This is a genomic window from Streptomyces sp. NPDC055815, assembly GCF_053616475.1.
Genome location: NZ_JBSHDU010000044.1, coordinates 45,926 through 70,035, shown reverse-complemented (window position 1 = coordinate 70,035; position 24,110 = coordinate 45,926). Strand labels below are relative to the sequence as shown.

Annotated in this window: 19 protein-coding genes and 1 pseudogene; 7 read left to right on the top strand and 13 right to left on the bottom strand. The window is 69.1% G+C overall.

The window, feature by feature from the left end:
- Positions 1–429 precede the first annotated feature (429 nt).
- The 3 genes and pseudogenes from ACWGN5_RS25995 to ACWGN5_RS25985 all read left to right on the top strand — a co-directional run.
- A pseudogene (locus ACWGN5_RS25995) lies at positions 430–978 on the top strand (DEAD/DEAH box helicase family protein); the annotation flags it as partial.
- Positions 979–1,047: 69 nt separating this feature from the next.
- Positions 1,048–2,823 carry a Helicase associated domain protein gene (locus tag ACWGN5_RS25990; protein WP_453519340.1) on the top strand — a complete coding sequence of 592 codons (1,776 nt, stop codon included), beginning with the start codon at positions 1,048–1,050 and terminating at the stop codon, positions 2,821–2,823.
- A gap of 132 nt (positions 2,824–2,955) precedes the next feature.
- Positions 2,956–3,255 (top strand): hypothetical protein, encoded by a 300-nt coding sequence (locus ACWGN5_RS25985; protein ID WP_453519335.1) that lies wholly within the window; start codon positions 2,956–2,958, stop codon positions 3,253–3,255.
- 192 nt (positions 3,256–3,447) lie between these two features.
- Here ACWGN5_RS25985 and ACWGN5_RS25980 read toward each other — a convergent pair whose 3' ends face one another.
- The 4 genes from ACWGN5_RS25980 to ACWGN5_RS25965 form a co-directional block, all read right to left on the bottom strand.
- Entirely contained in the window at positions 3,448–3,885 is a 438-nt protein-coding gene (locus ACWGN5_RS25980) for an NUDIX hydrolase (RefSeq protein WP_453519333.1), read from the bottom strand.
- A 129-nt stretch (positions 3,886–4,014) separates the two neighbouring features.
- On the bottom strand, positions 4,015–5,961 hold the full coding sequence (locus ACWGN5_RS25975) for a DUF3732 domain-containing protein (protein ID WP_453519331.1): 1,947 nt from the start codon (positions 5,959–5,961) through the stop codon (positions 4,015–4,017).
- Positions 5,962–5,983: 22 nt separating this feature from the next.
- Positions 5,984–6,472, bottom strand: coding sequence for a three component ABC system middle component (locus tag ACWGN5_RS25970; protein WP_453519328.1), 489 nt, complete (start codon positions 6,470–6,472; stop codon positions 5,984–5,986).
- 3 nt (positions 6,473–6,475) lie between these two features.
- On the bottom strand, positions 6,476–7,702 hold the full coding sequence (locus tag ACWGN5_RS25965) for an ABC-three component system protein (protein WP_453519326.1): 1,227 nt from the start codon (positions 7,700–7,702) through the stop codon (positions 6,476–6,478).
- Between the two features lie 184 nt (positions 7,703–7,886).
- On the opposite strand from ACWGN5_RS25965, the gene ACWGN5_RS25960 reads away from it, so the two are divergent.
- Entirely contained in the window at positions 7,887–8,579 is a 693-nt protein-coding gene (locus ACWGN5_RS25960; protein ID WP_453519324.1) for a hypothetical protein, read from the top strand.
- A 183-nt stretch (positions 8,580–8,762) separates the two neighbouring features.
- On the opposite strand, the gene ACWGN5_RS25955 is transcribed toward ACWGN5_RS25960, so the two are convergent.
- The 7 genes from ACWGN5_RS25955 to ACWGN5_RS25925 all read right to left on the bottom strand — a co-directional run bounded on the left by ACWGN5_RS25955 (position 8,763) and on the right by ACWGN5_RS25925 (position 19,237).
- On the bottom strand, positions 8,763–8,990 hold the full coding sequence (locus ACWGN5_RS25955; RefSeq protein WP_453519322.1) for a hypothetical protein: 228 nt from the start codon (positions 8,988–8,990) through the stop codon (positions 8,763–8,765).
- A gap of 293 nt (positions 8,991–9,283) precedes the next feature.
- Positions 9,284–13,411: an SAV_2336 N-terminal domain-related protein gene (locus ACWGN5_RS25950; RefSeq protein ID WP_453519319.1), complete on the bottom strand. Its 4,128-nt coding sequence runs from the start codon at positions 13,409–13,411 to the stop codon at positions 9,284–9,286.
- A 31-nt stretch (positions 13,412–13,442) separates the two neighbouring features.
- Positions 13,443–14,384 carry an AAA family ATPase gene (locus ACWGN5_RS25945; RefSeq protein ID WP_453519317.1) on the bottom strand — a complete coding sequence of 314 codons (942 nt, stop codon included), beginning with the start codon at positions 14,382–14,384 and terminating at the stop codon, positions 13,443–13,445.
- Positions 14,381–16,438, bottom strand: coding sequence for a vWA-MoxR associated conflict system protein (locus ACWGN5_RS25940; protein WP_453519314.1), 2,058 nt, complete (start codon positions 16,436–16,438; stop codon positions 14,381–14,383). Before ACWGN5_RS25940 ends, ACWGN5_RS25945 begins: the two co-directional genes overlap by 4 nt.
- Entirely contained in the window at positions 16,435–17,388 is a 954-nt protein-coding gene (locus ACWGN5_RS25935) for an alpha/beta hydrolase (protein WP_453519311.1), read from the bottom strand. The genes ACWGN5_RS25940 and ACWGN5_RS25935 overlap by 4 nt, the downstream gene beginning before the upstream one ends.
- A gap of 854 nt (positions 17,389–18,242) precedes the next feature.
- Positions 18,243–18,440 (bottom strand): hypothetical protein, encoded by a 198-nt coding sequence (locus ACWGN5_RS25930; RefSeq protein WP_453519308.1) that lies wholly within the window; start codon positions 18,438–18,440, stop codon positions 18,243–18,245.
- Entirely contained in the window at positions 18,440–19,237 is a 798-nt protein-coding gene (locus tag ACWGN5_RS25925; protein WP_453519305.1) for a sigma-70 family RNA polymerase sigma factor, read from the bottom strand. The genes ACWGN5_RS25930 and ACWGN5_RS25925 overlap by 1 nt, the downstream gene beginning before the upstream one ends.
- A gap of 845 nt (positions 19,238–20,082) precedes the next feature.
- On the opposite strand from ACWGN5_RS25925, the gene ACWGN5_RS25920 reads away from it, so the two are divergent.
- The 3 genes from ACWGN5_RS25920 (at position 20,083) to ACWGN5_RS25910 (ending at position 21,257) form a co-directional block, all read left to right on the top strand.
- Complete coding sequence (locus ACWGN5_RS25920) at positions 20,083–20,346, top strand: hypothetical protein (protein ID WP_453519302.1); 264 nt, start codon at positions 20,083–20,085, stop codon at positions 20,344–20,346.
- A 155-nt stretch (positions 20,347–20,501) separates the two neighbouring features.
- Entirely contained in the window at positions 20,502–21,119 is a 618-nt protein-coding gene (locus ACWGN5_RS25915; RefSeq protein ID WP_453519299.1) for a helix-turn-helix domain-containing protein, read from the top strand.
- 6 nt (positions 21,120–21,125) lie between these two features.
- Complete coding sequence (locus tag ACWGN5_RS25910; RefSeq protein WP_453519296.1) at positions 21,126–21,257, top strand: hypothetical protein; 132 nt, start codon at positions 21,126–21,128, stop codon at positions 21,255–21,257.
- A gap of 55 nt (positions 21,258–21,312) precedes the next feature.
- Here the strand turns inward: ACWGN5_RS25910 and tpg are convergent, their stop codons facing one another.
- Positions 21,313–21,870, bottom strand: a complete 558-nt coding sequence (tpg, locus tag ACWGN5_RS25905) for a telomere-protecting terminal protein Tpg (RefSeq protein ID WP_453519293.1) — start codon at positions 21,868–21,870, stop codon at positions 21,313–21,315.
- Between the two features lie 4 nt (positions 21,871–21,874).
- Positions 21,875–24,043 (bottom strand): telomere-associated protein Tap, encoded by a 2,169-nt coding sequence (gene tap, locus ACWGN5_RS25900; RefSeq protein ID WP_453519290.1) that lies wholly within the window; start codon positions 24,041–24,043, stop codon positions 21,875–21,877.
- Positions 24,044–24,110: the final 67 nt, after the last annotated feature.

The window sequence follows — 24,110 nt, the reverse complement described above, 5'->3', positions numbered from 1 at the left end:
TTCAACACCCCCTCTCTCCCGGGGGCCCGCTTCTTTTGTTTAACCCACCCGGCGGGGGGTTTGTGTCCCGTGGGGCCTTTGGTGGGCGGGCGCCGCCCCCAACCCCCCGCACCGCGCCGCTTCGCGGCGCGGTAGGCAGGTCCGCTTCGCTCCCCTGCCTTGAGCTTTTCGGCTTCGCCTTCAAGCTTGGCCCGCTTCGCGGGCGGCTGGCTACGAGCTTCGGTGGCGTGGGTGTTGGGGATGGTCTCCGGCCCTCACTCGATGTGGTGGGCTCTTCTTTCAAGCTCGTACGGGCGGATGGTGGTCCTGTCATAGTGGGTGGGAGATCGGTCCTGTGGGCAGGGTGCAATCAAAAATAGGCTCGGATAAAGTCCACGCTTAGCGGCTAGTGCCTCTCCCGGCGCTAGTTGAGGCGGGAGGTGGTGTGTTGTGTCGGCTCGGGTGTCTCTCCGTCCTCACCAGGTCGAGGCTGTCGATGCCGTGGTGCGGGCTTTGGAGCACGTACCTGGTGGAGGGTCCTCGGGTGGGGTGCGGGCCCAGGTCGTCGCGGCTACTGGTACTGGTAAGAGCCTGATCGCTGTCCATGCGGCGAAGGCTCTGCGTGCCAAGCGGGTTCTGGTGCTAGTCCCCACGCTCGGACTGCTGGCACAGACCGTTTCTGTGTGGCAGGGGGCGGGGCGCCGGGGTCCTATGTTCGGTGCCTGTTCGCTGTCGGGTGAGGACGTACGGGGCCTTCAATGCACCACTGACGAGGCGGAGTTGGTGGATTGGCTATCGGGTCTGGAGTCGGTGACGGTCTTTGCCACCTATGCCTCGTTGGGACTGGGGGTCCTGGAGCGGAGTCATCGCGTGGGGCTGGGGACGTGGGACCTCGTCGTGGTGGATGAGGCGCACCGGACGTCGGGGGCTTTGGGGAAGGCGTGGGCGGGGGTTCATGACGATGGGCGGGTGCCGGCGCTGCGTCGGTTGTATATGACGGCTACGCCGCGGTTGTGGGAGGTGCCGGATCGGGAGGGTCCGGATAGGGGTGGTGAGCTGGTTGCGTCGATGGACGATGAGGCGGTGTTCGGGCCGGTGGTGTACCGGCTGTCGTTGTCGGAGGCGATCGAACGAGGGCTGATTGCTCGTTACCAGGTGGTGTGTGTGGACATCGCGGATCCTGGTTTGCCTGTGGTCGAGTTGGTGGGGGGTGCGGGCAGGACCGCGCGGGTGCGGGGGGCGCGGCTGGCGGCGTTGCAGACGGCGGTGGTGAAGGCTTCTGTGGAGCGGCAGTTGAGGAGGTTTCTGACGTTTCATTACCGCACGGGTGAGGCCGAGGCGTTCTCCAGTGGTCTTGGTGCGGTGGCGAAGGAGTTGCACGGGAGCGATCCGGGGCTATACCCGGGTGCTGATGGGGTGTGGGCGGACTGGCTGTGCGGGGAGCACAAGCCGGCGCACCGGGGTGCGGTGCTGGCAGGGTTCGCGTCCGAGCCGGAGGTTGATGCGGGGGCGGCGTGGGTGCGAGTGCTGTCGTCGGTGCGGGTGCTCGGTGAGGGAGTGGACACCAAGGAGTGCGATGCCGTCGTCTTCGCCGATGTGCGGGGGTCGGCGATCGACATCGTTCAGGCGGTGGGGCGGGCGCTTCGGATGCAGCCGGGGGAAGGCAAGGTGGCCTCCCTGGTCGTTCCCGTCTTCCTCGGTCCGGGTGAGCAGCCTGACGAGATGCTGGTGTCGCGGGCCTACGGGGAGCTGGTGAAGGTTCTCACGGCACTTCGGGCGCACGACGCGCAGGCCGTGGAGCAGCTGGCCGCTCCCCAGGTGGCTGGGGGCCGGTCGGCTGGCGAGGTGGTGGAAGTGCCTGGCGAGGTGGGCAAGGTGGCTGCGGAGCTGTTGTCGTTCTCCCGGCCTCGGGATCCGGCGCAGTTGGCGGCGTTCATCAGTCTGCGGGTGTTGCAGCCGGAGAGGCAGTTTTGGCGGCGGGGTCTGGCGGCCGCGCTGGCCTACCGCAGTGACCATGGTGATCTGGCGGTTCCGTATGAGTACCGGACTGCGGACGGGTTCGCTCTGGGGGTGTGGATCGCCCGGCAGCGCAGTGCACATACCCGCGGGGAGCTGAGCCAGGAGCGGGTGGGGCAGCTGGAGGAGCTCGGCATGATCTGGTCGCATGCCGAGGTCGCGTTCGCCGAGGGGCTGTCGGCGGCGCGGGAGTGGGCGGCCGATCACGGGCACCTGCTGGCGCCGGCCGATGCCATGTGGGAGGGGTACGCAGTAGGGGTGTGGCTGAAGAACCAGCGGGCAGCCGCGCGGCAGGACAAGGGCAGGCAGGGGGCGGGTGGGCTGAGTGCGGCACGGCGCCGGGCCCTGGAGGACATCGACCCGTCGTGGTGCCCCTCATGGTCGGTTGCCTGGCAGCGGTGCTTCCACCTCGCTCGCCTACATGTCCAGGGCGGGCAGATGCTGCCCGAGGAGGCGGGGCAGGTGGTGGTCCAGGGCGAGGACCTGGGGCGGTGGGCCGGCGGACAGCGGCGTGGCTGGGACAGCCTCGGGACGGCGCAGCAATGGCTGCTGCAGGAAGCCCTCGGCCTCGGCCCCCTGCTGGAGGGCGAGCGGGACGTGGTGGCGCCGCGGCGCACGCGGGCGCAAGTATGGGCAGCCAATCTGGCCGCTGCCCGCCAGTACCGGGAGCGAGAGGGGCATCTGGAGGTGCCGCACCGGCATGTCGAGGAGGTCGGCGGGGACGAGCAGGCGCTGGGGGTGTTCATCGCCAACAGTCGCTCGCGCCGGGCGCGGCTGTCGCCCGAGCGGGTCGCAGAGCTGTCCGAGCTTGGGATGCGTTGGGAGTAAAGCCGGGCCGATGGGACCGGCTCGGCTCGGGTTGGATTTAACCCTCGGTGTAGGTGTGGATGTAGCCCTCGGGTGCGGTCGCGGTGCGAGCTGGAGTGTGCAAGTTCGTTCGACGCCGCGGCCGAGGAACGCGTGCGGCTGTCGGAGACGTTGCGGGAGATCCAGGGCAACCTCTCCTACCACCTTGCCTGGACGAAGATCGAATCCGAAGCGGTGGGCCGTGCCTACGCCGACCTCGTCCAGGAGCTGCGCAAGACGGCCGGAGCGGCCATGCGCGCAGCGTGGGAAACGTCTCCCATCGAGAGCGACACGGCCATGAACATCCCGCCGGCACAGATCGACCTCAGCACACTGCAGACGCTGGAGACCGCCTATATCGCTGCTGTCCGGGAGCACCTGCGCGCGCTCAAAAAACCGTGGTGGTCCCGGTAGGAGCACTGGGCCATGCCAGGTGTATGGCTCCTCCACGGCTTGTGGTGTCCGGGGCCTGGCAGAAATGGTCTGCACGCTGTTGTCTGGCTGCGGCCGGCGCGCCTGCAGCACTGGCCTGCGAGGTACGGGACGGCTGCCAGGGCCGGCGCCGTTCGAGTCCGGCACGGGTGGCGTGTTGAGGTGCTCGAAGGCTCAGAAAGACGCCTCGGCTCCGAGGGTTGCGGTGCCGATAGCTCGCCTCAGGACGTGGGCGATCTCCTCGGGCTTGAGGTTGATGCCGTCGAGCCCCTCGAGGGTCAGTGGGATCTCTTCCAGCGTGTATTCGCCGCGGTTCTCGGCGCTGAACTCCGGGCCGGTGCGGTCCTCGAAGGACCAGGTCGCGATGTGGGCGAGGTAGAAGAGCTGGCGCTCGCCTTCGGTCTCCATCGTGTGGAGGAGGCGGACGATGTCGGCCTTCCCCGCGATCTCCTCGTGGATCTCCCGGTGCAGGGCGGCCTCTCGGGACTCGTCGCTGGGTTCGACGCCGCCGCCCGGCAGGACCCAGTACTCGGGGATGCCCGGCCGGTTGCGGCGGATGACCAGCATCGTGTCGTCTGCGGTTACCAGGACGGCACGGACTCGTTCGATCACTTCGGTTCGTCTCCTTGCTTGTCGACGGTCTCGGTGCGGCAGCCGGCCTTCGTCGACGTCAACGGGCTGCCCTGGTGATATACGAGACGGGGAGGGCCGCGAGATGTGAGGAGGGAGGGCTCAGGTCATTCAGTCGGCGGAGATCCAGTCTGTGGGGATGAGGGCGACGCCGCCTCTCCAGTTCTCGACGACTCCCTGCTGGAACCAGTCGTCGCGGAGGTTGACGTGGTCGCAGACGATGACCTGGAGAGCTCCGCCGTTCTGCTCGACGGCCTGGGAGATGAGGGCGAAGTAGGCGCGGACGGCTTCCCAGTCGGCGTCCTCGACGGTGATCGCGTCGTGCACCTCCTCGGGGAAGAACGCCTGGGTGGGCTGGTCGAGCATGAGGAAGCCCGGGACCGGGCGGTTGTGACGGTGCAGATAGGTGTGCAGGGCGAGGTGGGCGACGAGGTGGTAGCCGATCCAGTTCTTGGCACTGCCGATGCGGGTGAGGGGGAGTCGTCCGGCGGGGGTGCGCAGGACAACGTTGAGCAGGGTGAGGCTGATGCGGACCTCTTCGGCGGTGTCGGCGTGCTCGAGGCCGAGGGTTCGCGCCCAGGTGGTCATGAGGTCGGCGACTTCGTTCAGCCGGTTCTCGGTCTCGGCGCCGACTTCGTCGGCATCCACGAGAAGCTGGAGGGCTCCGGCCTGTTCGGTCAGCCTGTCGCCGTGCCGCAGGAGGTCGCCGAGGTCGTCCTTGCCTTGGGGGCTGGTGCGCTGGAGCTCTTGGAGGATGCGTCCTTGGACGTGGGCGAGGTAGGTGCGCTGGTCCTGGGCTTGGCGGAGTTGCCGGTCGCTGGCGTTGAGTGCTTCAAGGGTGGCCGCGTTGTTACGCAGGCTTGCCTGGATCTCGCGGGTCTGTGCTTCGAGTGCTTCGAGGTGCTGGTTCCGGGCCGGCTGCAGTGCGGCCAGATCGTCCAGTTCTGTCTCGAGGCGGCGGGTGAGTTCCTGGAGGTCGGAGACTCGGGGGTCCGGGGTGGGAAGGTGCTGGGAGCACAGGGGGCAGGTGTGGGCGTCGCGGTCATGGGAGGCGTCGCCGAGCAGGCCGATGGGCTTGAGGCGGCTGAGCTGTACGTGGAGTTCGCCGGTGAGGGCGGTGCTCTCTTCCTTCCAGCTGTCGAGGATGGTGCGGGAGTTGTTGATCTCCTGCAGCTGGTTGCGCAGGGCGCGGCGTTCCGCGGCGAGCTGTTCACGCCTGGTGTCTGGGCCGGAGACGAAGAAGGCGTCGGGAACGGCGTCGAGGGCCTGGCGTAGCAGGGTGTCGAGGGCGGTTGCGGTGAGAGCTTCGGGGACGGTGTCGATGAGACCTGCGTCGGCTGCCATACGTGCCAGGGCGACGCGGTGGGCTTCGCCGCCTTCCACGCGGCGCCGTGCCTCTTCGATCTGCTTGTTGACCCTGCGCAGGGCTTTGTTCAGTTCGGCGAGTTCGTGACGGCGGGCTGCCTGTTCGGGGCCTGTAGCGCCGAGAAAGTAGGGAAGGGTGTCCTTGATCGCCTGGGCGATTCCCTGCTCCCCCTGGCGGTGGAAGAGGAGGTTCTGGTTGGCGATCTCGTTCTGCTTCTGCAGGCACAGCAGCACGGCCTGGGCGATGGAGACGTCGAAGGCGTGGCGCCCGGCTCCGGCGGGGGGCTGGAAGCGGAATTCCTCGATGCCGATACGGGCGCTGAGCTCGGTGCGGATGGCAGTGGCGTCAGCGTTGACGTGCATCTGGTCTGCCGGGGGGATGTCGAGTGTGTGGTCGCCGAGGACGAGCATCGCTTTGTTCGTCGAGGCGCCTTTGGGGGCGGGGCGGCCCAGGAGGAGACGGGTGGGGCCGATCTGTACGAGGAGCGCGTACCAGGCGGTGGTGTCGGTGATGACGCCGTCGGGAAGGGTGAAGGTCTGCCGGCCGAGGCAGTACTCGACGATGCTCAAGACCGCGGATTTCCCGGTCTCGGACTCTCCGGTGAGGATGTTGAGGGTGCCGGGGCGGAAGCGGACGACGCGGGGGGCGGGGCGGCCGTCCCGGTGGTAGAGGGCGAGGGCGATCAGGTGCATGGGGGCAGGGTCCTTTGTCGGGTCAGGGCCTTACGCCCAGCAGCGTAAAGAGGGTGGCGGTGTCGGTCGCGGCGAACCAGCGGCCCACGAGAACCGCGGCGCGTACGCAGGTGGCGGCTTCGTCGGCGGGCTGTGACGAGTCGGGCTTCACCGGTTTGCGGGTGGCCCGCAAACCGCCTCCGGCCAGCACCAGGGTGCCGTGGCGGATGCCGAAGCGGATACAGCCTTGGGTGTAGGCGTGCAGAGCGGGCGCGCGCTGAGGGAATGCTGCGCGGATCATGGTGTTGTCTGCCAGCCATCCGGCGAGCTGGGTGCGGGTGTCTCGCGGCAGGGCGCTCCGGGAGTCGGGGGGCAGGACCAGTGGCAGAATCAGGAACGCGGACGGCCAGGGCAGATGGGATTCCGGCTCGGTGGCGGCTGCGGCGTACGCGGCAGCACTGTGACTGAGGATGTAGGCGCCGAAGGCGGGGTTGAGGAGGGCCGCTGCTTCAGGAAGCTGGGTGGTGGTCATGGGCTACTCCCCCTTCGTCTGCGTGCACGGGGGTGTCTTGAGCAGGTCCTCGAAGTGGGGGTGCCAGCCCAGCGGCTTGGGTTCGTTGCGGGCGTTGTCGGCGAGTGCGTGCAGGGTGCCGCGGGCGATCCACCGTTTGCCGAGCTGGCGGAGTTTGATGTCCTGCGCCGCGGTGAGGGTGGCGTCGAGGATGTTCTCGCCGACGGCCTGGGCGTCGTCGCCTTCTTTGCCGGCGTCGAAGCGGTCGGCGTACTTGGCGAAGATGAGGTTCCATTCCTGGCGCAGGTCGCTGTCGAACTGGGTGAGTTCCCCGGGGGTGACGTGATGGTGGTAGAGCCAGCGTGAGCGGTGGGCCCAAGCGTGGTGGTACTCGCCGATGTGGGCGCGGATGCTGCGGTTGCCGAGGCCGATCAGCTTGAGCTGTTCGACGAAGACGTGACCGGTGTACTGGGCGATCTCCTGCTCGGTGAGATCGTCGAGGCTGTCGACGACGGGCAGGGCGGTGTGGGTGTACTTGCCGGAGACGTAGTCGATCTGAGTGCGCAGTTCCTCGGCGCTGACAGACATGCGCCGGCCGGGATTGGCGTGGTCGAGCATGTCGAGGGACACGTTCCACCACCAGCCTTTCAGTTCCTCGAGGATCGCCTGGCTCTGCTCGTCGTTCTTCCAGATTCCGATCACTTCGCGCAGCGTAGAGTCCACCTCTGACACTCGCGGCGCGGAATCGTCGAGGACGATGGCGCCCACGAGGGCAGCGCGCGTCGGAGCGGTGCAGGCCATGAACCGGGATCGCCAGGGCAGGGTGGTTTTGGCGCCATCGGGGTCGCCGGCGATGGCCTCGAGTTCTGCCAGTGCAGCGGTGACATCTCGGGCGTCGTGTCTGAGTTTGGCCAGAACGTTGCCGGGCGAGACGGTCTGGGTGGTGACGAGCCGGAGCATGGGGAGCTGCCCCGCCGGCAGGTGCTTGAGAGCGTCGCACCAGGAGTTGATCGAACGCCACAGGTCGGCACTGGTGGACCCCAGTTCGCTGGCGTGTCCGTGGTGTTTGGACTGGACGAGCTCGACCGGCGTGCCTTGGCGGAGGATGTCGATGTCGTCGAGCATCTCCATGCGGAGCTCGGTCTGGGGGTCCTTGAACCATCGGCGGGCCAGTTCCACCAGGGCCCATTCGCACTGATAGAGGTAGCCGACCATCTGGCCGGCCGCGGAGTGTGGCATCTTCTGTGTCACGATTGGCGTAATGATAGTTACACACGGTCATGTTGGGCAAGGGGCACCCCTGAAGGGGGCGGCGGGGGCCCTGCACGGCGCGATGCGCCGCTTCTGTGCACCGCTGCATCCCAGCATCGGCGTAGTGGTTCTGGGCCACCCGGTCGGCGTTCCAGCCGTTGAGGGACTCGCCTGTGATGCTCACGTGCGCGGTGAGGGTGGTCTGGTCGGGGCGCGGCTGGCCCCGCAGGACGAGGCGGGCGGTGGGCAGCGCCTGGGTGATCTGCCTCAGCTCGACGGCACTGAGACGGTGGACGTTGTCGAGGACCACGGCCACCGGTGTGCCGGTCAAGTGCTGGTGGACCGCGCGCAGGAGGTCGAGGCCGGAGGCATACGGCAGAGCGGTGCGCTGTTCGGCATCCAGGTACCGGCCCGCCAATTCACGGGCGAGGCCGCCAGCGACGGCGTCTGCGGCGAGCGCGGCCGTGTCGAAGTAGGTGAGGGACTCGGGACAGTGCTGGGCGGCGTGGGCCGCCCAGGCGGTCTTCCCCGCTCCGGAGAAACCGGTGATCAGGCGCACCCGGTCGTCGGTCAGCAGGTCAGGCTCGTCGACCTGAGGCAGGTAGTCGTGGGCGAGGACCGGGAAGGCCTGCAGCTCCTTCACGAACTGCTCGTGCAGGTCTTCCACGGTGTCGGCGGTGAAGGCCTGGTCGCCGTGGCCCGTGCAGGCATAGACGACGCGGGCGGCGAGTTTCCCACACGGGGGTCAACGGCGCCAGCGAGGAGAAGGGAACCTGCGCGGCTTCGCGGGTGCACCAGGCGATGCCTTCCTCAAGATCGCTCCAGGCCGGCGGAAGCCACTCCTCCAGAGCAGCCGTTCGCGGGTTCAAGACGGTGACGTCGCCGGGCCAGTCGGCCGCCTCCATCTTCGCGACCAGTTGCGGGCCGGGGGGCACGTTGGCCACGATGACCAGCTGCGGCTGTCCTGCGCGCTTGCCTTCAGAGTGACGGGCCCGCACCGCAGCGAAGCCGTCGACCGCGCCGCTGACGTCTCCCCACTGCAGGGGCCGGCTGCGGGTCTTCACCTGCAGGTACAGATGGCGTCCGGGCAGGACGGCTTCGAGGTCCTCATCGCGTTCCACCAGCAGCCAGTTGTGCCGGCTGTCGTGAAGCGCAACAGGCAGGCGGCCGCGTACAAGTGCTGGTAGAGAAACCCCCGATGCAGCGAGGTGATCCGGACCAGTTGGTCGGCATCAACAACCGTGTCGCCGTGCACGTCGGCATGGAACCTTTCGGGTATGTCAGGCATGCGCTCATCCTTCCATCGCAGGCCGAACCGCCTGGCACGGGACGACGTCCTGCCGACGCGAAGCAGCGCGGGCCTTGCGCAGCGCTGCTTCAGAGCCCGTTGGATAGCTCGTCCTCCTGAAGGAGGTCCGAACCTGGCGCGGCTTCGGGCTGTCGGGGACGAGGCAGGGGGTCAGCGGCGCACTGCCCCAGAAGCCGGTCCAAGATGGCGCCCCGGACCGGCTCCCGATCCGTCGCCGCCCCTGATCCATCCGGGCCCGGAGCCGGTTCCGACTCCGGAACCTGGGCCGCCGCTCAGCTGAGCGGGGGGAAGGGCTCGGACAGCGCGGCCGAGCGTGGCAGGGACACGGCCAGGCCCACCAGTGGAACCGTGACCTCGTAGTCGACGGTCTCCTCCCCCCGGACCAGGTAGATCGACAACAGAGCCTGGTCCGGGCGGCGCACGGCCTCCACCGCCGCACGGGAGGGCCGCGTCGGCTCATGCCCCCAGGCCGGACGAGCCGGATCGACCGCCGCCGCGGAACGTGTCGCGTCGATAGCTCTGAGGTACTGGTCCGGGTCGAGATCCGCGTACTCGTTTCCGACAGCGGACAGCCGCCGGATCCTGAACCCGTCCTCGTTGCCGCGCGGCAACGGAGCACGGCGAACCGTGCCGACCCGATGCCCCGCAACCTCAACCAGTAGCGATTTCGGCGGGTTCACCAACTGAACGGTCCACTCGCCCAGCCCTCCTAGGCCGGCGCCCCGGCGCAGGTACCGGCAGATCTCGGCGAGCCGGTTCCACGATGGCTCCGAACCTGGCAGATAGGCGTCGAGGAACTCCGCGATCTTCGCGGGTGTGACGCCATGCCACAGCAGGTTCGCGGCGGTGCGTGGGTCCGGGGTGCCGGCTCGGCCGAGGCCGCGGATGAATGCCTCCAAGGTCCGGAAGTTCTGCCGCACCCTCTCGAGGGCCAGAGTGAAGTCCAGGGTCTCCCACGACCTGCCGGGCGAATGCGTGGCCCGGACACGCAAGACGGCCTCGGCGGGGGTGATGTCGAGAACGGCCAGCTCCTGCAGTTCCTTGCGCTGTCCGTTGATCCTCGCCGTCAACTGGTTTTGTGTGTCGAGGACTTCCAGCGTGGCGTAAAGACGGCACAGGTCCTGGTAACCGGTGTGGGGCCCGAAGGGCGTGGTCAGCAGGCGCAGGGTTTCGTAGTTGGCCGGGGCTCGGAGACAGTAGCTGGTGGTGAGCCCTTCCAGCGGCAGGCCCTGGGCAGGCTTGGCGCCGCCGACCGCCACGATGTTCAGACCTCCGTATTCACTCTCGTACACGTGGGGCATCATGTCGGAGGCGGAATTGGCCGTGACCACGATCAACTGTTGGGCTACGAAAGGCAGTTGGTTGGCCACCTGTTTCCATGAGACCGCCGGTACGGCCACGTCGGCGATCGCTTCACTGGTCGGGACGAAGTCCTGGCGCCACAACTCCTCGAAGTCGGCCATGAGCCGCTGTCCGCGCGGGCCGCGCCGGTCTCTGAGGTCCTTGACGATGACGCCGACCCGCTCGGCCAGCTGGTCGCAGACTCGCGTCTGGACCGCGACGAACCGACTCACGGACACCAGCATCGAGTTGCTCGTCCGCTTCCGGTCTCGGACTTGGCGTGCGGCACACGCCAGCACGAACGACTTCAGCGCGGTGAAGAGAGAGTCCGGCAGCTCCCGACCCGGCACGTGGTCGGCCCGATGCCCGGGCGGCAGCCAGCGGTCCTGATCGAACACCGCGCGGACCAGGGGCAGCGGTTGTTCCGAGTCGGTAAAGAGCTGTTCGGGGCCGAAGTGACCAGGGGGCTTCGGGACGTGGTAGATGAAGTCGGGGACGACCTGCGATGTCGTGAGGAAGGGCGTGTAGCCGACATAGCCGACCCTGGGACACGAGGACAGCAACCGCTCCACGCTCTCGTCCACTTTCGAGGGAGAGCTGCGCGTGCCCCTCGCGTCGCCTGTCCTGTCGATCACGAGCATGGGCCGGTCTTCGGGCTGTGAGGTGTGCATGAGCCAGTCACAGACTCTGTCGACGATCCTACGGTTCTTCTTGATCACGAAGATCTGCGGGTGGGCAGGGGAAGGATGCCTGAGGCCTATGGCCTTGTACAGCGAGAACTCGCCCTGCTCGCCACGGGTCGTCACGGACACGATGGGGAGGGCGCGGGCATGGGGCATGGCACCCGCGCCAATCCGGCTGCCGGTCTCCGAACTCGCCGTGTATTGACTGTCGAAGCCCAACAGCCCCTCATCCACGCGCTGTTGCATCTGATCGCGTGCGGTATTGGTCGTACCGGCCAGAATGACGACCGTGCCGTAGCCGGCGTCGACCGCCTTGGCGGCCAGGGCGATCACCGAGGTGGACTTGCCCGAGCCGACGGGCGTCATGACGAGACCCGTGCGCCGCCAACTGCCCGGCCGACGAGGGTCCTCCAGCTGGGACAGCAGGTCACGGGTGACATCGTCCAGCTGACGGACCTGTGCCGGCGGCAGGATCCGCTCGTACTCCAGGAACCTCAGATAGCGCTCCCAGAACTCCCGCCCTCGGGTGCCGTCACCGTCCGGCGACCACGGCTCGTGGTCCCGGTCGTCCTCCAGAACGACGGGCCGTGTGACGAACTGGAATACGGAAGCCTCCAGTTGCCTCAGCAGAACAGCCCTGTCGACCGCGAGGCCCCGCGCGGCGAGCAGGGTGACGACCGAGTGCACGGTCTCGTGCAGCTCGCCCGCCTCCGCCTGCCGGTCCTGCGGCAACATCGCCAGCGCCACCCGCAGCGCGAGGTCGGTGGCATCCGCGGGCTCCGTCGCCGCCCCGACGCTCTCCGGCGGTTCCGTACCGCCAATCGGCAGGGGGAGCCCGAGCAGCTCCAGCGTCCGACCCCATGCGACGCCCGCCGCCGTGGCCTCCGCGGCGATCGCCTCCTCGCCGTCCGGTCGGCCCGCCACTGCCGACAGTCGTCCCCCGCCGCCCTGACCCGAGGAGATGTACCGGTCCAGCACCCGGTTGAGCCGCATGGTGTCGTGCTCCGTCAACGCCTCTTCCAGGCGGGCCCGCACCTGGGGAGCGGGCGTCAGTGTCACCGGGCCGCCGGTGTCCGTGTCCAGTGCGTACAGTCCGGAGCCGAGCAGCTCGGCCAGGTCCTCGGTCGTGGCCTCGGGCACCAGCTCTTGGCGGAGCACATGGAGCATAGCCAAACTCAGCCGGTCGAACAGGGAGGCCAGCGTCGCCAGACGGGCGGCCGAGGGCGACGCGGTGCGCAGAAATCCGTCCGTTCGGGCCTCGGCGCTTCTGCGGGCAGGGGGACGGCCCGTGCCGAGCGGAGTCGGGCGGCCGGCGGGCGGGATCAGGGCCGCCGAGCAGCCCTCGGGGGCGGCCAGCATCACTGTCCGCGACCAGCGCCCGAGTGTGTGAGGGGAGAGCGAGAGCACCGGCAGCGCGAGCCACTCGTCGGGGTCCGCCTCGCCGACAGCCAGCAGCGGAGGCAGCCGGAAGCGGAGTCCCGTGTTGCCGGTGCCCGGGGCGTCCGGGGACACCCGCACGGTCGGCAGATCGAGTCCGGTGCGCCGCCACAGCTTGGGCGGCAACGGGTTGAGCAGGGCCACCAGTTCATGGCCCGCCCAGGCTCGCAGCTGCTGCCAGATCTCTGGTGCCCGCCAGGCCGGTGCCACGCAGTCCGACACCACGACGATCAGCCGACGGCCGTCGGGGGAGCCCAGTTGACCGGTCGAGGTCGGCATGCCCTGACGGTCGGTGAGGCCGACGCCGTCATCCGGGTCCACGGTGAGGTCGCGCACCTGCAGGGTGCGGAACGCGCCGAGCCGGTCGAGCAGCCCCTCGAAGGCGCTGACGGTCTCCCGCCACACCTGCATCGAGGGCGAGCGGTCGACGACGAGCACGAGGTCGAACCAGCGTTCTGGAGCGGGAGCGAAGACCGGGATCAGCTCCCCGCTGCGGGCGTACCCCGCCACGGTCGCGTCGAGGTCGAGCGCCTGCCGCCGCCCCGTGCGCCACGGGCGTTTCCAGGGGCGTAGGGCACGCGTCATCTCCAGCGCCGACGGCAGCGCCGTCGCTCGGGGGACGGCGACCGCGTCACCGGGGACTCGGCCGGTGGATCCGGGCAGCCGCTCGTGGAGGGGACGGGCCGACCGGTTCTCCGGGGCCGTCGGAGGGCTCTGTCGCACAAAGTCACCGACGCGCGGCAGGCGCTGGACGGACGGCCCGGTCCGTGCGGGAACCTGCGCCGACGCCGGCGCCGGTTCTTCGGGTGCGGGCGAAGCCGAGCTGGCGGCCATACGGGAGGCCAGCCACAGCGCCTCCGCGAGCGCCGTCCCGTCAAGCCCCGGAGCCACGGCGCCGATCGCCGACACGGCCCCGTTCAGGCCGGTGACCCGCTCCACGCCCGGGGAATCCCCCGGCCCGTCCGCTTCCTCAGGCACCGGTCAGCTCACGCAGGATCAGTTCCCTGACCTCCTCGGCGGCGACTCCCTCCGGAGCCTGGGCACCGGTCAGGATGTGCACGGCGTTGAGCAACTGGTCCACGGCCAGGCTCTCGCCCGCCCGCAGACGGTCGACGAACGTGACGATCAGTGAGTCGACCGGGCCCGAGGGTGCCACATCGGTCTCGAAGTGGGCCGCCACCACCCGCCGCAGCGACTCCGTGTCCGGCATCGGCATGGTGTACCGGATGCAGCGCCGCAGGAAGGCGGCGGGGAAGTCACGCTCGCCGTTGCTCGTCAGCACGATGAACGGGAATTTGTCGCACCGCACGCGGCCCTTGACGATGCGATGGACGGCATCGCTCTCCCATTCCCGCACGTCCACGTCGTCGTCCCGATACCGCGCCAGCTCCGGGATCTCGAACTCCCCGTGCTCCAGCACGTCCAGCAGATCGCTCGGCAGATCGAGGTCACTCTTGTCGATCTCGTCGATGAGCAGGGCGCGGGGCTGCTCGGACGGCGCCCTCGACGGCAGCAGTGCGGTCCCCAGCGGTCCGAGCTGCAGGAAGGGGGCGATGTCGTCGGTGCCCGATTCGCCGCCCAGGCGTTGTGCGTGGATGCGCCCCAGGGCGTCGTAACGGTAGAGCGCGTCCACGAGGGTGCTGCGGGAGGTGATGTGCCAGCGCAGTGGTTCCCCGAGCCGCAACTCCGTCGCCACCTGCTTGATGACCGACGACTTGCCGGAGCCTGGGGCGCCCGTCAGCAGCAGCGGACGGCGCAGGGCGAGCGCGGCGTTCACGGCCTCGACGAGCCCGGGTGGCGGCTGGAATCGCTCGGGCCGGGGCTGCCTGGGGAAGGCGCGCCAGGGCGGCGGGGCACCGAGGTCCACGTCCCGGGGGGTGCCGTCGCCGACGTAGAAGGGTGTCCAGGTCATCGTGGGTTCTCTCCATCGACCGAGTCGTTCGCGAACGCGTCGCAGAAGTCCAGCCATTGATCGTCCAGCCACACGGATCGCACCCGGGCGAGATCGGTGTGCTCGTGCGCCGGGTTCCCCTGCTTCCAGGAGGTGCGGTAGGCGGCGCTGAACTCTCCGGGGAGTCTCGCCCAGTTGCGTTCCACGCTGTCCTGCGACGCCTGCGGCAGATCTCCCGTGCCGTCCGGCCACAGCGCCATCGGGGCGTACGCGAGCAGGGGTTCCAGGAGTTCCTGGAGCCGCTCCGGCCGGTGTCGCAGCGCCAGCGCGCCGCCGTAGCAGCCGTTGCCGAGGCTCTCCACCAGCTTCGGCACCGCGCTGAGCTCGGCCTTGTCGAGCCAGTTCACAGGCGTGGCCGGGCCGTCCTTCATCTCGTCGAGCTGGTTCCGGGCGAACTCGTTGATCAGGCCCAGGTGGGCGGGGAGGTTCAGCCGGTCGCTCCAGCGCAAGACGATGTCGTAGTAGAGCCCCAGTCGCTGCCCGAGCCTGGCTTCCTCGGGGCGCCAGCAGACGAGCAGCGCGGCGGGCGCTGCGATGTCGATGCGTTTGAGCCTGAATCCGGTGCACCGGGCATGCCGGGTCGCCCAGGCGAGCACCGCACCCAACCGCTGTTCGACGCCGGCCTGCGTCGGAGGGCAGCGGAAGTCCTCACGTCCCACGAGGGTTTCGCCGTCCAACAGCCAGACGAGAAGGGTCTCGGGCCACTCGTCGGCCATCGCGGAGTGCAGGCTGACCACCAGCCGCAGCCTGTTCTCGGCGGCTCGACGTGCCTGGGCGGCGAAGGCGTCGACGAGTTCCACGCCGGCCCCGATGCCTCGCGCCCACCCCGTGAGTCCGGGCGTTCCCGCCGCGAGACCGTCTTCCACGGCGAGCGCGGCGACGAAGGTGGCGAGAGGCGCCGTGGGACTGCCCTTGGCGCGAGGAACTCGCAGACACAGCGACTCGACGCAGTCACGCAGCAGTTCGTCCCCGTCGGAGGCGGACGCGGGCCGGCCAGCCGCCGTCACATAGGCGCGGCGGATGCGTTCCGACGCAGGGAGGCTGCCTGGCCAGGACGACAGGAGGAACTCGCGGGTGCGTACGGCGGTCGCGAGCCGGTCGACCGTGCGCAGGGCGTGGGCGAGGTGCTGGTCGGCGGTGGCCTGGTGCCGGTCAAGGGCCGCCAGGGTCCGGCGCAGCCGGGCCAGATCGCCGGAGGTGACGATCGGCAGGGCGGGAGCCGCATCGCCGAGCGGGTCAAGGGCGAGCCGCAGATCCTCCTCGCCCAGCGGCCCCAGCAGCGCGCCGTCAGTCCTGTGCCGTGTGTTGCGGGCGAACCAGGGTCGGGCATCCAGGGAGAGGCCGTTCAGCGTGACCAACTGGGAGCTGGTGCCCGCTTCCTTGTCCACGGCCTCCTGTACGTCCTGCGGCGAGAGGAACATCCCCGCGTCGGGCAGGCCGTCGCGCAGCACGCGCACCAGCGTCCGGGTGTACGCGAGACCGTGAGCCGACTCGACCGCGCTCGCGGACATCAGCAGGGAGAGGCTGGTCGCGCCCTGCCGGACCCCTCCGGCCAGCCCACCGAGATCCGGTACGGCCCCGCCGGCGCGGCAGGTGTCCACCAGGGCGATGACGCCCCGCACACCGGGGACGTCCAGGGCCAGGGTGAGCAGCCCGCCGACGTCCACGACACTGGTCGCGACGTCCTCGTGGGAGTCGCTCGCCATGAAGGCCAGCTTGGGCGTCTGGCCGAGGGTGGTGCCGTGCCCGAGGCACGCGATTACCAGCACCGCCTCCGCGGCCCCGGCCCGGTCCGCCGCGTCCCGGACCGACTGGTCGATCTCGGCCCTGCCGACGCTGAGCCCGTACAGCAGGGAGGGCACGCCCGGCGGGTTCGGCTCGCAGCCGCCCAGTTCCTCGTCCAGGAGGACGGCGTGCAGGGATTCGGCGGTCTCCTCCAGACCGGTCAGCAGTCCTTGGGCCGGGCACTGCGGCGCGATGACCAGCAGGTGACGCGGCGGTGTGGACGGTGTCATGCGACGGTGCCCGCGTCGAGCGCCTCGATCAGCGGGCCCGCGACGGCGGGCTGCGCCAGGTACTTGACGGCCGGATGCACATTCAGTCCGTCCGAATCGACCCGCGTGCTCACCGGAGCGACCGAGGCGGCGTTCGAGGCGATGCACAGGGCCAGTTCGGTGCCACCGGTGACGAAGTCGTCGCGGTCCCAGAAGTTCAGCCAGCGGCCGACCGGTTCCGGGGTCTGTACGGGCTGCGGGCGCACCCGCGGCCGTACTGCCGTGCGCATTCCGAGCGGTGATCCGAGCGTGACGAACAACGGGACGTGCGCGGAGTGCGCGTGCAGTGTCTCGAACGCCGCCACGGTCCCCAGCGAGTGCGCGACGACGACCGTGGGTCCCTCGGGGTCGAGTTCCGTGGCGACGCGGGCACGGATGCGCCGGTCGAGGCTCAGACCAGCCTCGTCGGTCTCCTTGCGGGCGAGATATCTCCTGACCTGGTGCAGATCGCGCTTCATCGCTCCGGCACTGAGCCAGCCGCCGAAGGTGCGCAGACCCGGCACCGCGAACAGGGAGTTGGCCCCAACGAGCACCTGCCGTGCGAGGCTGCCGGGTCCCTGTTCCTCGCCGGTCGGCGCCAGTTTGTTCCTAGTCACCCGGAGCGCCTGTGCCTGACGGTCGTCGCGGGGCGCTTCGAGCTGCTCGTCGACCATATCGAGGAGCAGCTCCCGCAGTTCCTCGTCCTCGTCCGGTCCGGCGGGTGCGGGTGCCACAGCCTCATTGTCGGGAGCGGTCCCCGGGAGAAAGAGATCGCCGTAGTACGCGAAGTGGATGTCGACCGCTCCGCCATCGAGCAGCTCCGCGGCCTTTCGGGAGTGCCCGGCTGCACGCGCGCCGACGGTCAGCGCTGCCTGCCACTCCTCCAGCTCGGTCTTGGCCTCCCGTGGCTTTCCCACCCCGTGCACGAACACCAGACGTGGCCTCATCTACTCCACACCCCCCGAACCCATGTGCCCACACCTGTTGTCGGGCGGGGTAGCGAGAATATCAACGCACCAGTGGGCCGGTGGCGACATCGGCCCACTGGTGCGTCACGGCTGGGTCAGCCCGTCACCTCGGACCGGTCCCCGCCTCACAGCGTGTGGAACGAGCCGTCACGGTCCGTCCGCCGGTACGTGCGGGCACCAAAAGTCACGCTGCCTCTGGGTGGGCGCGGCTAGCCGCGCTACCTCGCCTTTGAGCTGAAGTCGGATGGGTTGGCTTGTACGTGGGACTCCACACCGCTGGTGGTGTCATCGTGCAGATCAAGGCGCCCGCGAGGGTGAGCCCGGCACGGTAGAGCGGGAGGCCCCGCCGCAGCTCTCCGAACGTACGGCGAACGCGCCGCCCGGTTCGCAGGCGATGATCCGGGAGAGGCATCGCCTCCGGCCCTGGATGCTTTCGGGTACGCCGAGCCCATCAGCAGATCGAGCGCTGGCGGCCGCCACGAAACAATCCACGCCCAGCATCTTCGGCAGTTTCTCGCTTTCACCATCGATTGAAAGACGTGGCGGCGCAGTGACGCCTTCGATCTTGAGGGCGCGTGGCCAGGTGGTGAGGCTGCTTCAGGGCGGCGGCTTGCTTCGGGGCAGGCATGAACCGGGGCGGCGCCGGCCCACAGAACCTGCGCCAAACCCTTTCTCGCGAACAAAGCCACAAGGTGAACGAGTCGATCACCTCGATCGCCCGACCCCCCGCAGTCGGCCGCTTCGCCCCATACCGGGCTCTGGCCGCGTCCAACGAAGCTGCCGCGACCACTGCCACACCCTGCGTTGCTGACCGCTGTTCAAGATGACAGCGTGGAGGCACCGTGCCCAACCTGAAGGGCAATGTGACCGGGGTCGGCCAACTCGCGAACGCGCCGCAGATGCAACTCGGTGTCCATTTGCGAGCTCAAGTCGTCGCGAAGCCTTGCGATGCCCGCGAGCATCAGCTGGTCCATAGCTTCGGTGTGCACCGGTTCGTAGTTGGCTTCGGTTGTCACTAGATGATTCCTTCCTCTGCGATGAGACGCGCCAGCGCCGCCCTGGCCCGCTTCAGGTTCTGCCGGATGTTCACTGCCGGAACCCCAAGGGTCTCGGCGGTCTCGGCGGGGGTGCAACCGTCGTACGCGAAAGCGAGCACGACGCGTTGCTGCTCCGGCAGACGACTGAGCAGCTGGAGTACTCGATGTCGCTCTGCCAACGCCGCATCGTCCGCCGATGCGATCACAGCATCGCTGTACACATCAGCAACCAGAGACTCGCGGCTCCCGACTACCACCTTCGACCACATTCTGTGTGCCACGCGTCGCAGCCAGCCGCTCCGTTCACAGACCTCTGTCCAGTGCCTGGCGAGTTCGACGAACGCCATCTGTACAGCATCCTCGGCATCCTGACGTCGAGCTCCTGCGGTGATGAGGAACCCCACAAGACGACAGAACTGCTGCTCGAACAGGTCGGCGAAGTCCTCATCAAAAGTAGCGGAGACGAGGTCGTACTCTGCGATTGCCGTCTCCAGCAAATGCTGCCAGTCAGCGACATCAGGGCGGCTGCGCAGCAAGTGGCGCCGTTCCTGCTGAGTCAATCCGCCCCAGATACCCAAGGACTCCTTAACTTCCAGCGCATTACTCGCGCAATCGAGCCGCACCGAACATGTCTGACAGAGGGATCGGAACGCTGACACATCAGTAAGTGAGCTCGACCAAGCCATCGCCGAGATGCGCTCGGAACCGGGCACATCGTTTGCGTCGTACCGGCATACGGCTTCCTGCTGCCAATCGTGCACATCAGGATCCGACACGACCAGTCTCCTTCGCCTCTTCACAGGATCGGGGACCCACCTCGATCGTCGTACCGTGCTGGTTCTCGACGATCCGGCTGCCGGCAGGCAGCCGCCTCGCGGCGTCTCGGTACACCTCCCGCCTGGAACGCTCCATTTGAACCTTCCCGCGCACTCGCACCCAAACGGCAAGCAGCGTGAACAGGTTTCCTGCCACCACCACGAGGGCGGCAACTACTGCATCTGACACGTCACACTCCGATCTCCCGGTCTGAAAGGGGCTGTCGGAGGGATGTGCGCTGTCGCATGCCGTCCCGTGACGTCGTGAACCAAGATTCTTTGCTTGCGCAGGGGGGTGGTCATGTAGCGGCGGTCCGCGTGGATGGCCGTGGCGTCGTTGATGAGCGCCCAGTTCTTGTCCGCCCGCCCCGCGACAGGTATGGCGTTCTCGGCGGTGGCAGCGCACAGCGGCCCATCATCGCCCCCAGCGCACAGCAGCCGCGGCCGAACCCCGCGGGCCGGTGCCATGTCCGACGCGCGGTGCCGGAGGCGGAGGTGATGCTGCTCTGTCGTCGAGCAGGCGTTTCGTGTCTGGGGTCTTGTGCTGGTGGGTGCGGTCTTGTGTGCCGGAGGTGTGACCGGCCGGTGCAACATCGGCCTACGGCCTGCTGCAATGAGCGCGTGGCCGGTGTACGTCCCCTTGGCGGCGAGGCGAGCGCGGCTGGTTCGAGGGGCGTTCGGGCTGCCACCATCGACGCATCGCGGCAGCGGGCACAGCCCCCGCCCGGCGGGAGTGTCTCCCGGTCAGTTGCTCTTTGGGCGTGCCGCGTGCCCATCGTCCATTCCCTGTCTTCAGGAGGTTCTTGATGTCCATCGTGCCCAGTCCCGAGCCGTCCTCGGGTACCGCTCCGGTCGGCGGCATCCCCGAGCGGCCGGCCGACAGCGTGCGCAACCGGCTCGCCCCCGCCGAGGCGGCCGTCGTGATCGCCCTGGTCACGGCCGTCACCGTCCTCACCGTCGCCCATCGTCCCCTGCCGACCGCTCTGCTCGCGCTCTGCGCGACCGCCAGCGCCCTGCTGATCCGGCTGCCCGCCGTGTGCCTGCTGGGGCGCTGCGGGGGCCAGGGGTGACCTCCTCCCCTGTGTCCGGCGAGCCTTCCGCAGAACTCCGGGCACTGATCGACTACTTGCTCACGGCTAAGGGACAGCGGACCTACCGTGCTCTGGCGTACCGGTGCGGCGGTAAGCCCGATGCATCGACTCTGTGCCGGGCCGTGGACGGTCGTATGCCCAGCAAGAGCGTCGTGGCCGCCTTCACTCATGCGGCCGGCGGCGACTTGGCGGAGGCTGTCCGGCTCCTGGAGGCGGCTGACAAAGCCGAAGCAGAGCGGCTGGAGGCCGCCGTGCCCGTCCGCAAGCTGTACGTTCCCGGACCGGTCAGCACGCTCAGAGGGCTGGGTCGGGCGATGCGCCGGGTGAAGGACGATGCGGGGCTGTCGGCGCGTGCCCTGGAGAGGATGACCGGGGGTACCGTGCCGCGCAGCACACTGGCCCTGGTCCTGCGCGGCAAGAGGCTTCCCTCGGCCCGGCTTCTGGATGCCTTTCTGGGCGCCTGCGATGCCCGCCCGGACGTCGTCCGCCACCTGAACACCGTCCGCGACCGGCTTGACCCTCGGCCCGCGCCGCCCCGGCCGGCAGACCACGATCTGCAGCCGGCCGTCTATCCGTGCGCCGATGCCGACCCCCGCCGCGAGGCGCTCCTCGACCGCGCGGAACGCGGTCACGCCTTCCGTGCCAGGCGGGGGCTGCCCGAGGCACGGGAACTGGACGAGCACGACGAGCATCTGCACGAAGAGCTGCGGCAGGAGCAAAGAAGGAAGAAGGTGGACAGGAAGGCAGAGTAACAGCGCATGGTCGTCTGGGTCGACGAGCTCAGTGCGGGTGAGCTCGACAAACTGCAGCGTCAGATCGCAGCCGCGGCGGGGCGGGAGCTGCGTGCCGAGCTGATCGCCTACGCCGACCGGGCCCGTCCGAAAACGTGACGGAGCGGAAGCGGCGCTGAGGCCGAACCCGGGGAACTGGCGGGATTGGTGGGCTTCACAGGTCGAACTCGATGTGCTCGACGTGCAGCATGCGCACTTCCTCCAGGCTGGCCGCCCGGGTGCCGCGCTGCTGGAAGTACACCTCCTTCAGCGCGTCGGCGACCGCCTGTCGCATGTCACGCTCACCGCGCACTTGGGCGGCGAGGATCTGCCCGGCATGGTGCGGCGGAAGCGCGAGGGTGAGATGGCGCTCGCGGGCCTCGTCGGTCGTGCCGGCCGGGGCCGCATAGCCGAGGCTGGCTCTCACATCGATCATCAGGCCCTGGCTGGTGGCCGCCGCCTTCTTCGCCCTGTCCTTCACCCTCGGCTGCCACCGCTTGCGGGCCTCTTCCTGCATACGGGCCGCCAGCTCGGGACGAGGTTTCTTGATCTGGTCCTTCACGTACCGCTCGACGGTGCGCTGGGAGATGCCGAGAAGCTGTGCGACGGCCTGGGTGCCCTTGAACTGCTTGACCAGGAACCGCATCTGGGCGCCTGCGGACTTGGGGACAGGGCGGGTGAGCGCCTTGTCCAGGACCCTGTCCAGGCCCTCGCCGACCGTCTTGACCACCATGGCTCTACTCCCCCGTGTCCGGGCCGACGGCGCCGGTCTTGATGTTGCGGGCCAGGTTCAGCAGCGGGTTGTCGGTCTGCTCGCGGATCTGCTCGGCCCACAGCGGAGTCCGGGTGCCCTCGTGCTTGACCATCCCCGGGGAGATGCCGATCCGGAAACTGCCGGGGATCGTCTTGCCCTCGGAGCTGTAAGGCAGGACGTCGAGCGGGGAGGGACCGTCGGCGGCGTAGACCGCGCAGTCCGACAGGACGGAGACCGGGTAGCGGCCGGTGGCGGCGGCGAGCGCGACCATCTTGCGGTGCATGCCGATCCGGGCCCGGGAAATGACCGCGGCGCGGATGTCGGGGCGCCAGGTGGGGCGGGAGAGCGCAGGCCACGGCTGGCCCGGCGCCCAGTTGCCGGAGGCCTTCTGCTGGAGCTTGCCGAGGCCGAACTTCACCGTGCCCTTGATGGCGTCCAGAACGATCGCCGCATCGGGGTCGCGCTGCTTGTAACCGTCCATGGCGGCCAGGAACTCGGCCGGGGACATGCCCTCTTCCACGCCGAGGTCGGCCATCGTCGCCATGTAGGCGTCGCGGAGCTTCTTGTACCAGGCGTCCAGGTAGCGGCCCGAGTCCGGGCGCAGCCAGCCCTCGAGTGGCTGGACGGTGTAGCCGAGCTCGACGGCATAGGCGACGGTGGGGGTCGCGTACCAGGCAGGGCCTTCGGGGCGCTCGCCGTACTGGGTGAATGGGCTGGGCAGCAGATCACCCCGCAGCTCGGTCCACTTCTTGCCGACCAGCACGCGGCCTGGGTCGACGTGGGAGAGGTCGACCAGCCAGGAGCCGGGGACCTTGGGGTCGAAGACGGGGTTGACCGCGTGGACGGGCGGGGTCGCAAGTCCGACGACCGCGCCGTTGGCGGCGGCGGCGAACGCCATGTTGACGTCGATGCCGACCAAGTGGCTGCCCAGGCACTCATCGTCGGTGAGCGGCCGGGCCCAGTCGTACGCCTCCTCGAAGATCCGCTCTGCGGGGCCGCGCTGGTGGAAGCGGGGCAGGTGAGCCAGGACGGGGTGGCCGTTGATCGCCTCGCACGGCGGCGGATCCATCGGCTCGGTCCCCAGGGAGCCGGGGTTGTGGACACTGTGCCGGCGGCCCTCGGCATCAGGGGCGGAGGCACGGGTCGGCGGATGCAGCGTGGTCATCAGCTCCAGACCGGTGACCGCGGTCGAGCCACGCGGGGTGATGACGCGGGAGGCGTACAGGCTCATCACGCGGGCCAGGTCGGCCGGCGCCAGGTCGGCGGCGTGTCCCCACGAGCGGGTGTCGAGCGCCTTCCACGACGGGATGCACAGCTGGACGCACATGCGGCGGCTGCCCTGCGCCGGGCGGTAGATCCTCGCCCAGGGGCCGAATCCCCGCCGGGTCAGCTGCCATTCGGTGTTCTCGACCTGCTTCACCGCCGGGTGGTCGGCCACAAGGCGGCCGGCGTGGCGCTCGTCGTCGCTCAGCTCGACGGGCAGGCCGAAGTGCTCGAGCGCGGTGGGGGTGAGCACGAGCAGGGGGTCGGCGTCCCGGCCGGACCCGTCCAGGCGGGGTGCGCCAAGCTGGCCCTCGGCCAGCGTCCACTCCACCAGGTCGCCCAGCGTCTTGGCGGGAACGTCGAGGACCAGGCCGCCCGCGCAGTAGGCGAGCAGCACGCCTTCCTCAACAGTGAGGACGGCGAGCGGTCCGTTGGCGAACCGCGGGTCAGCCGTGTCGTCGGTGCGCACCGGAGCGGGTCGGGTGGATGGGCGGCGCGGCGCCGACGCCGGTCGGGCCGCGCGCGGGCGCGGCTGGACCGCGGCAGCGGCTGGTGCCGCCTTGGGTACCGAAGCCGTCGCCTCCGGGGCGGCCTGGATCTCGTCCGCAGGCTGGGTCGCGTGCGGGGCGGGAGCCGGGTACTTCTTCGCCCAACCTTCCAGCAGCGCCAGGTACGGGGCCCGACGCGGCGGACGCGGCTCGCTACGTCCCGCTTCCCAGTTCTTCACTGTCTGCGTCGAGGTCTCCAGGACCTGGGCGAGGCCGGCCTGTGTGACACCGGCTGCCTCACGCAGACGCGACCGCTCGGCGGGGTCGGGGAACTCCGGCCCGCCCGCAAGCAGCGCCTCGACGGCCCTGAACAGGTCTTCTTCATTCGGCCCTGGCGACATGGGTCCACCTCCACTGAGACTGTATCAGATTTACCTATGGATTTACCCTTGAATTAGAAACGTTTGG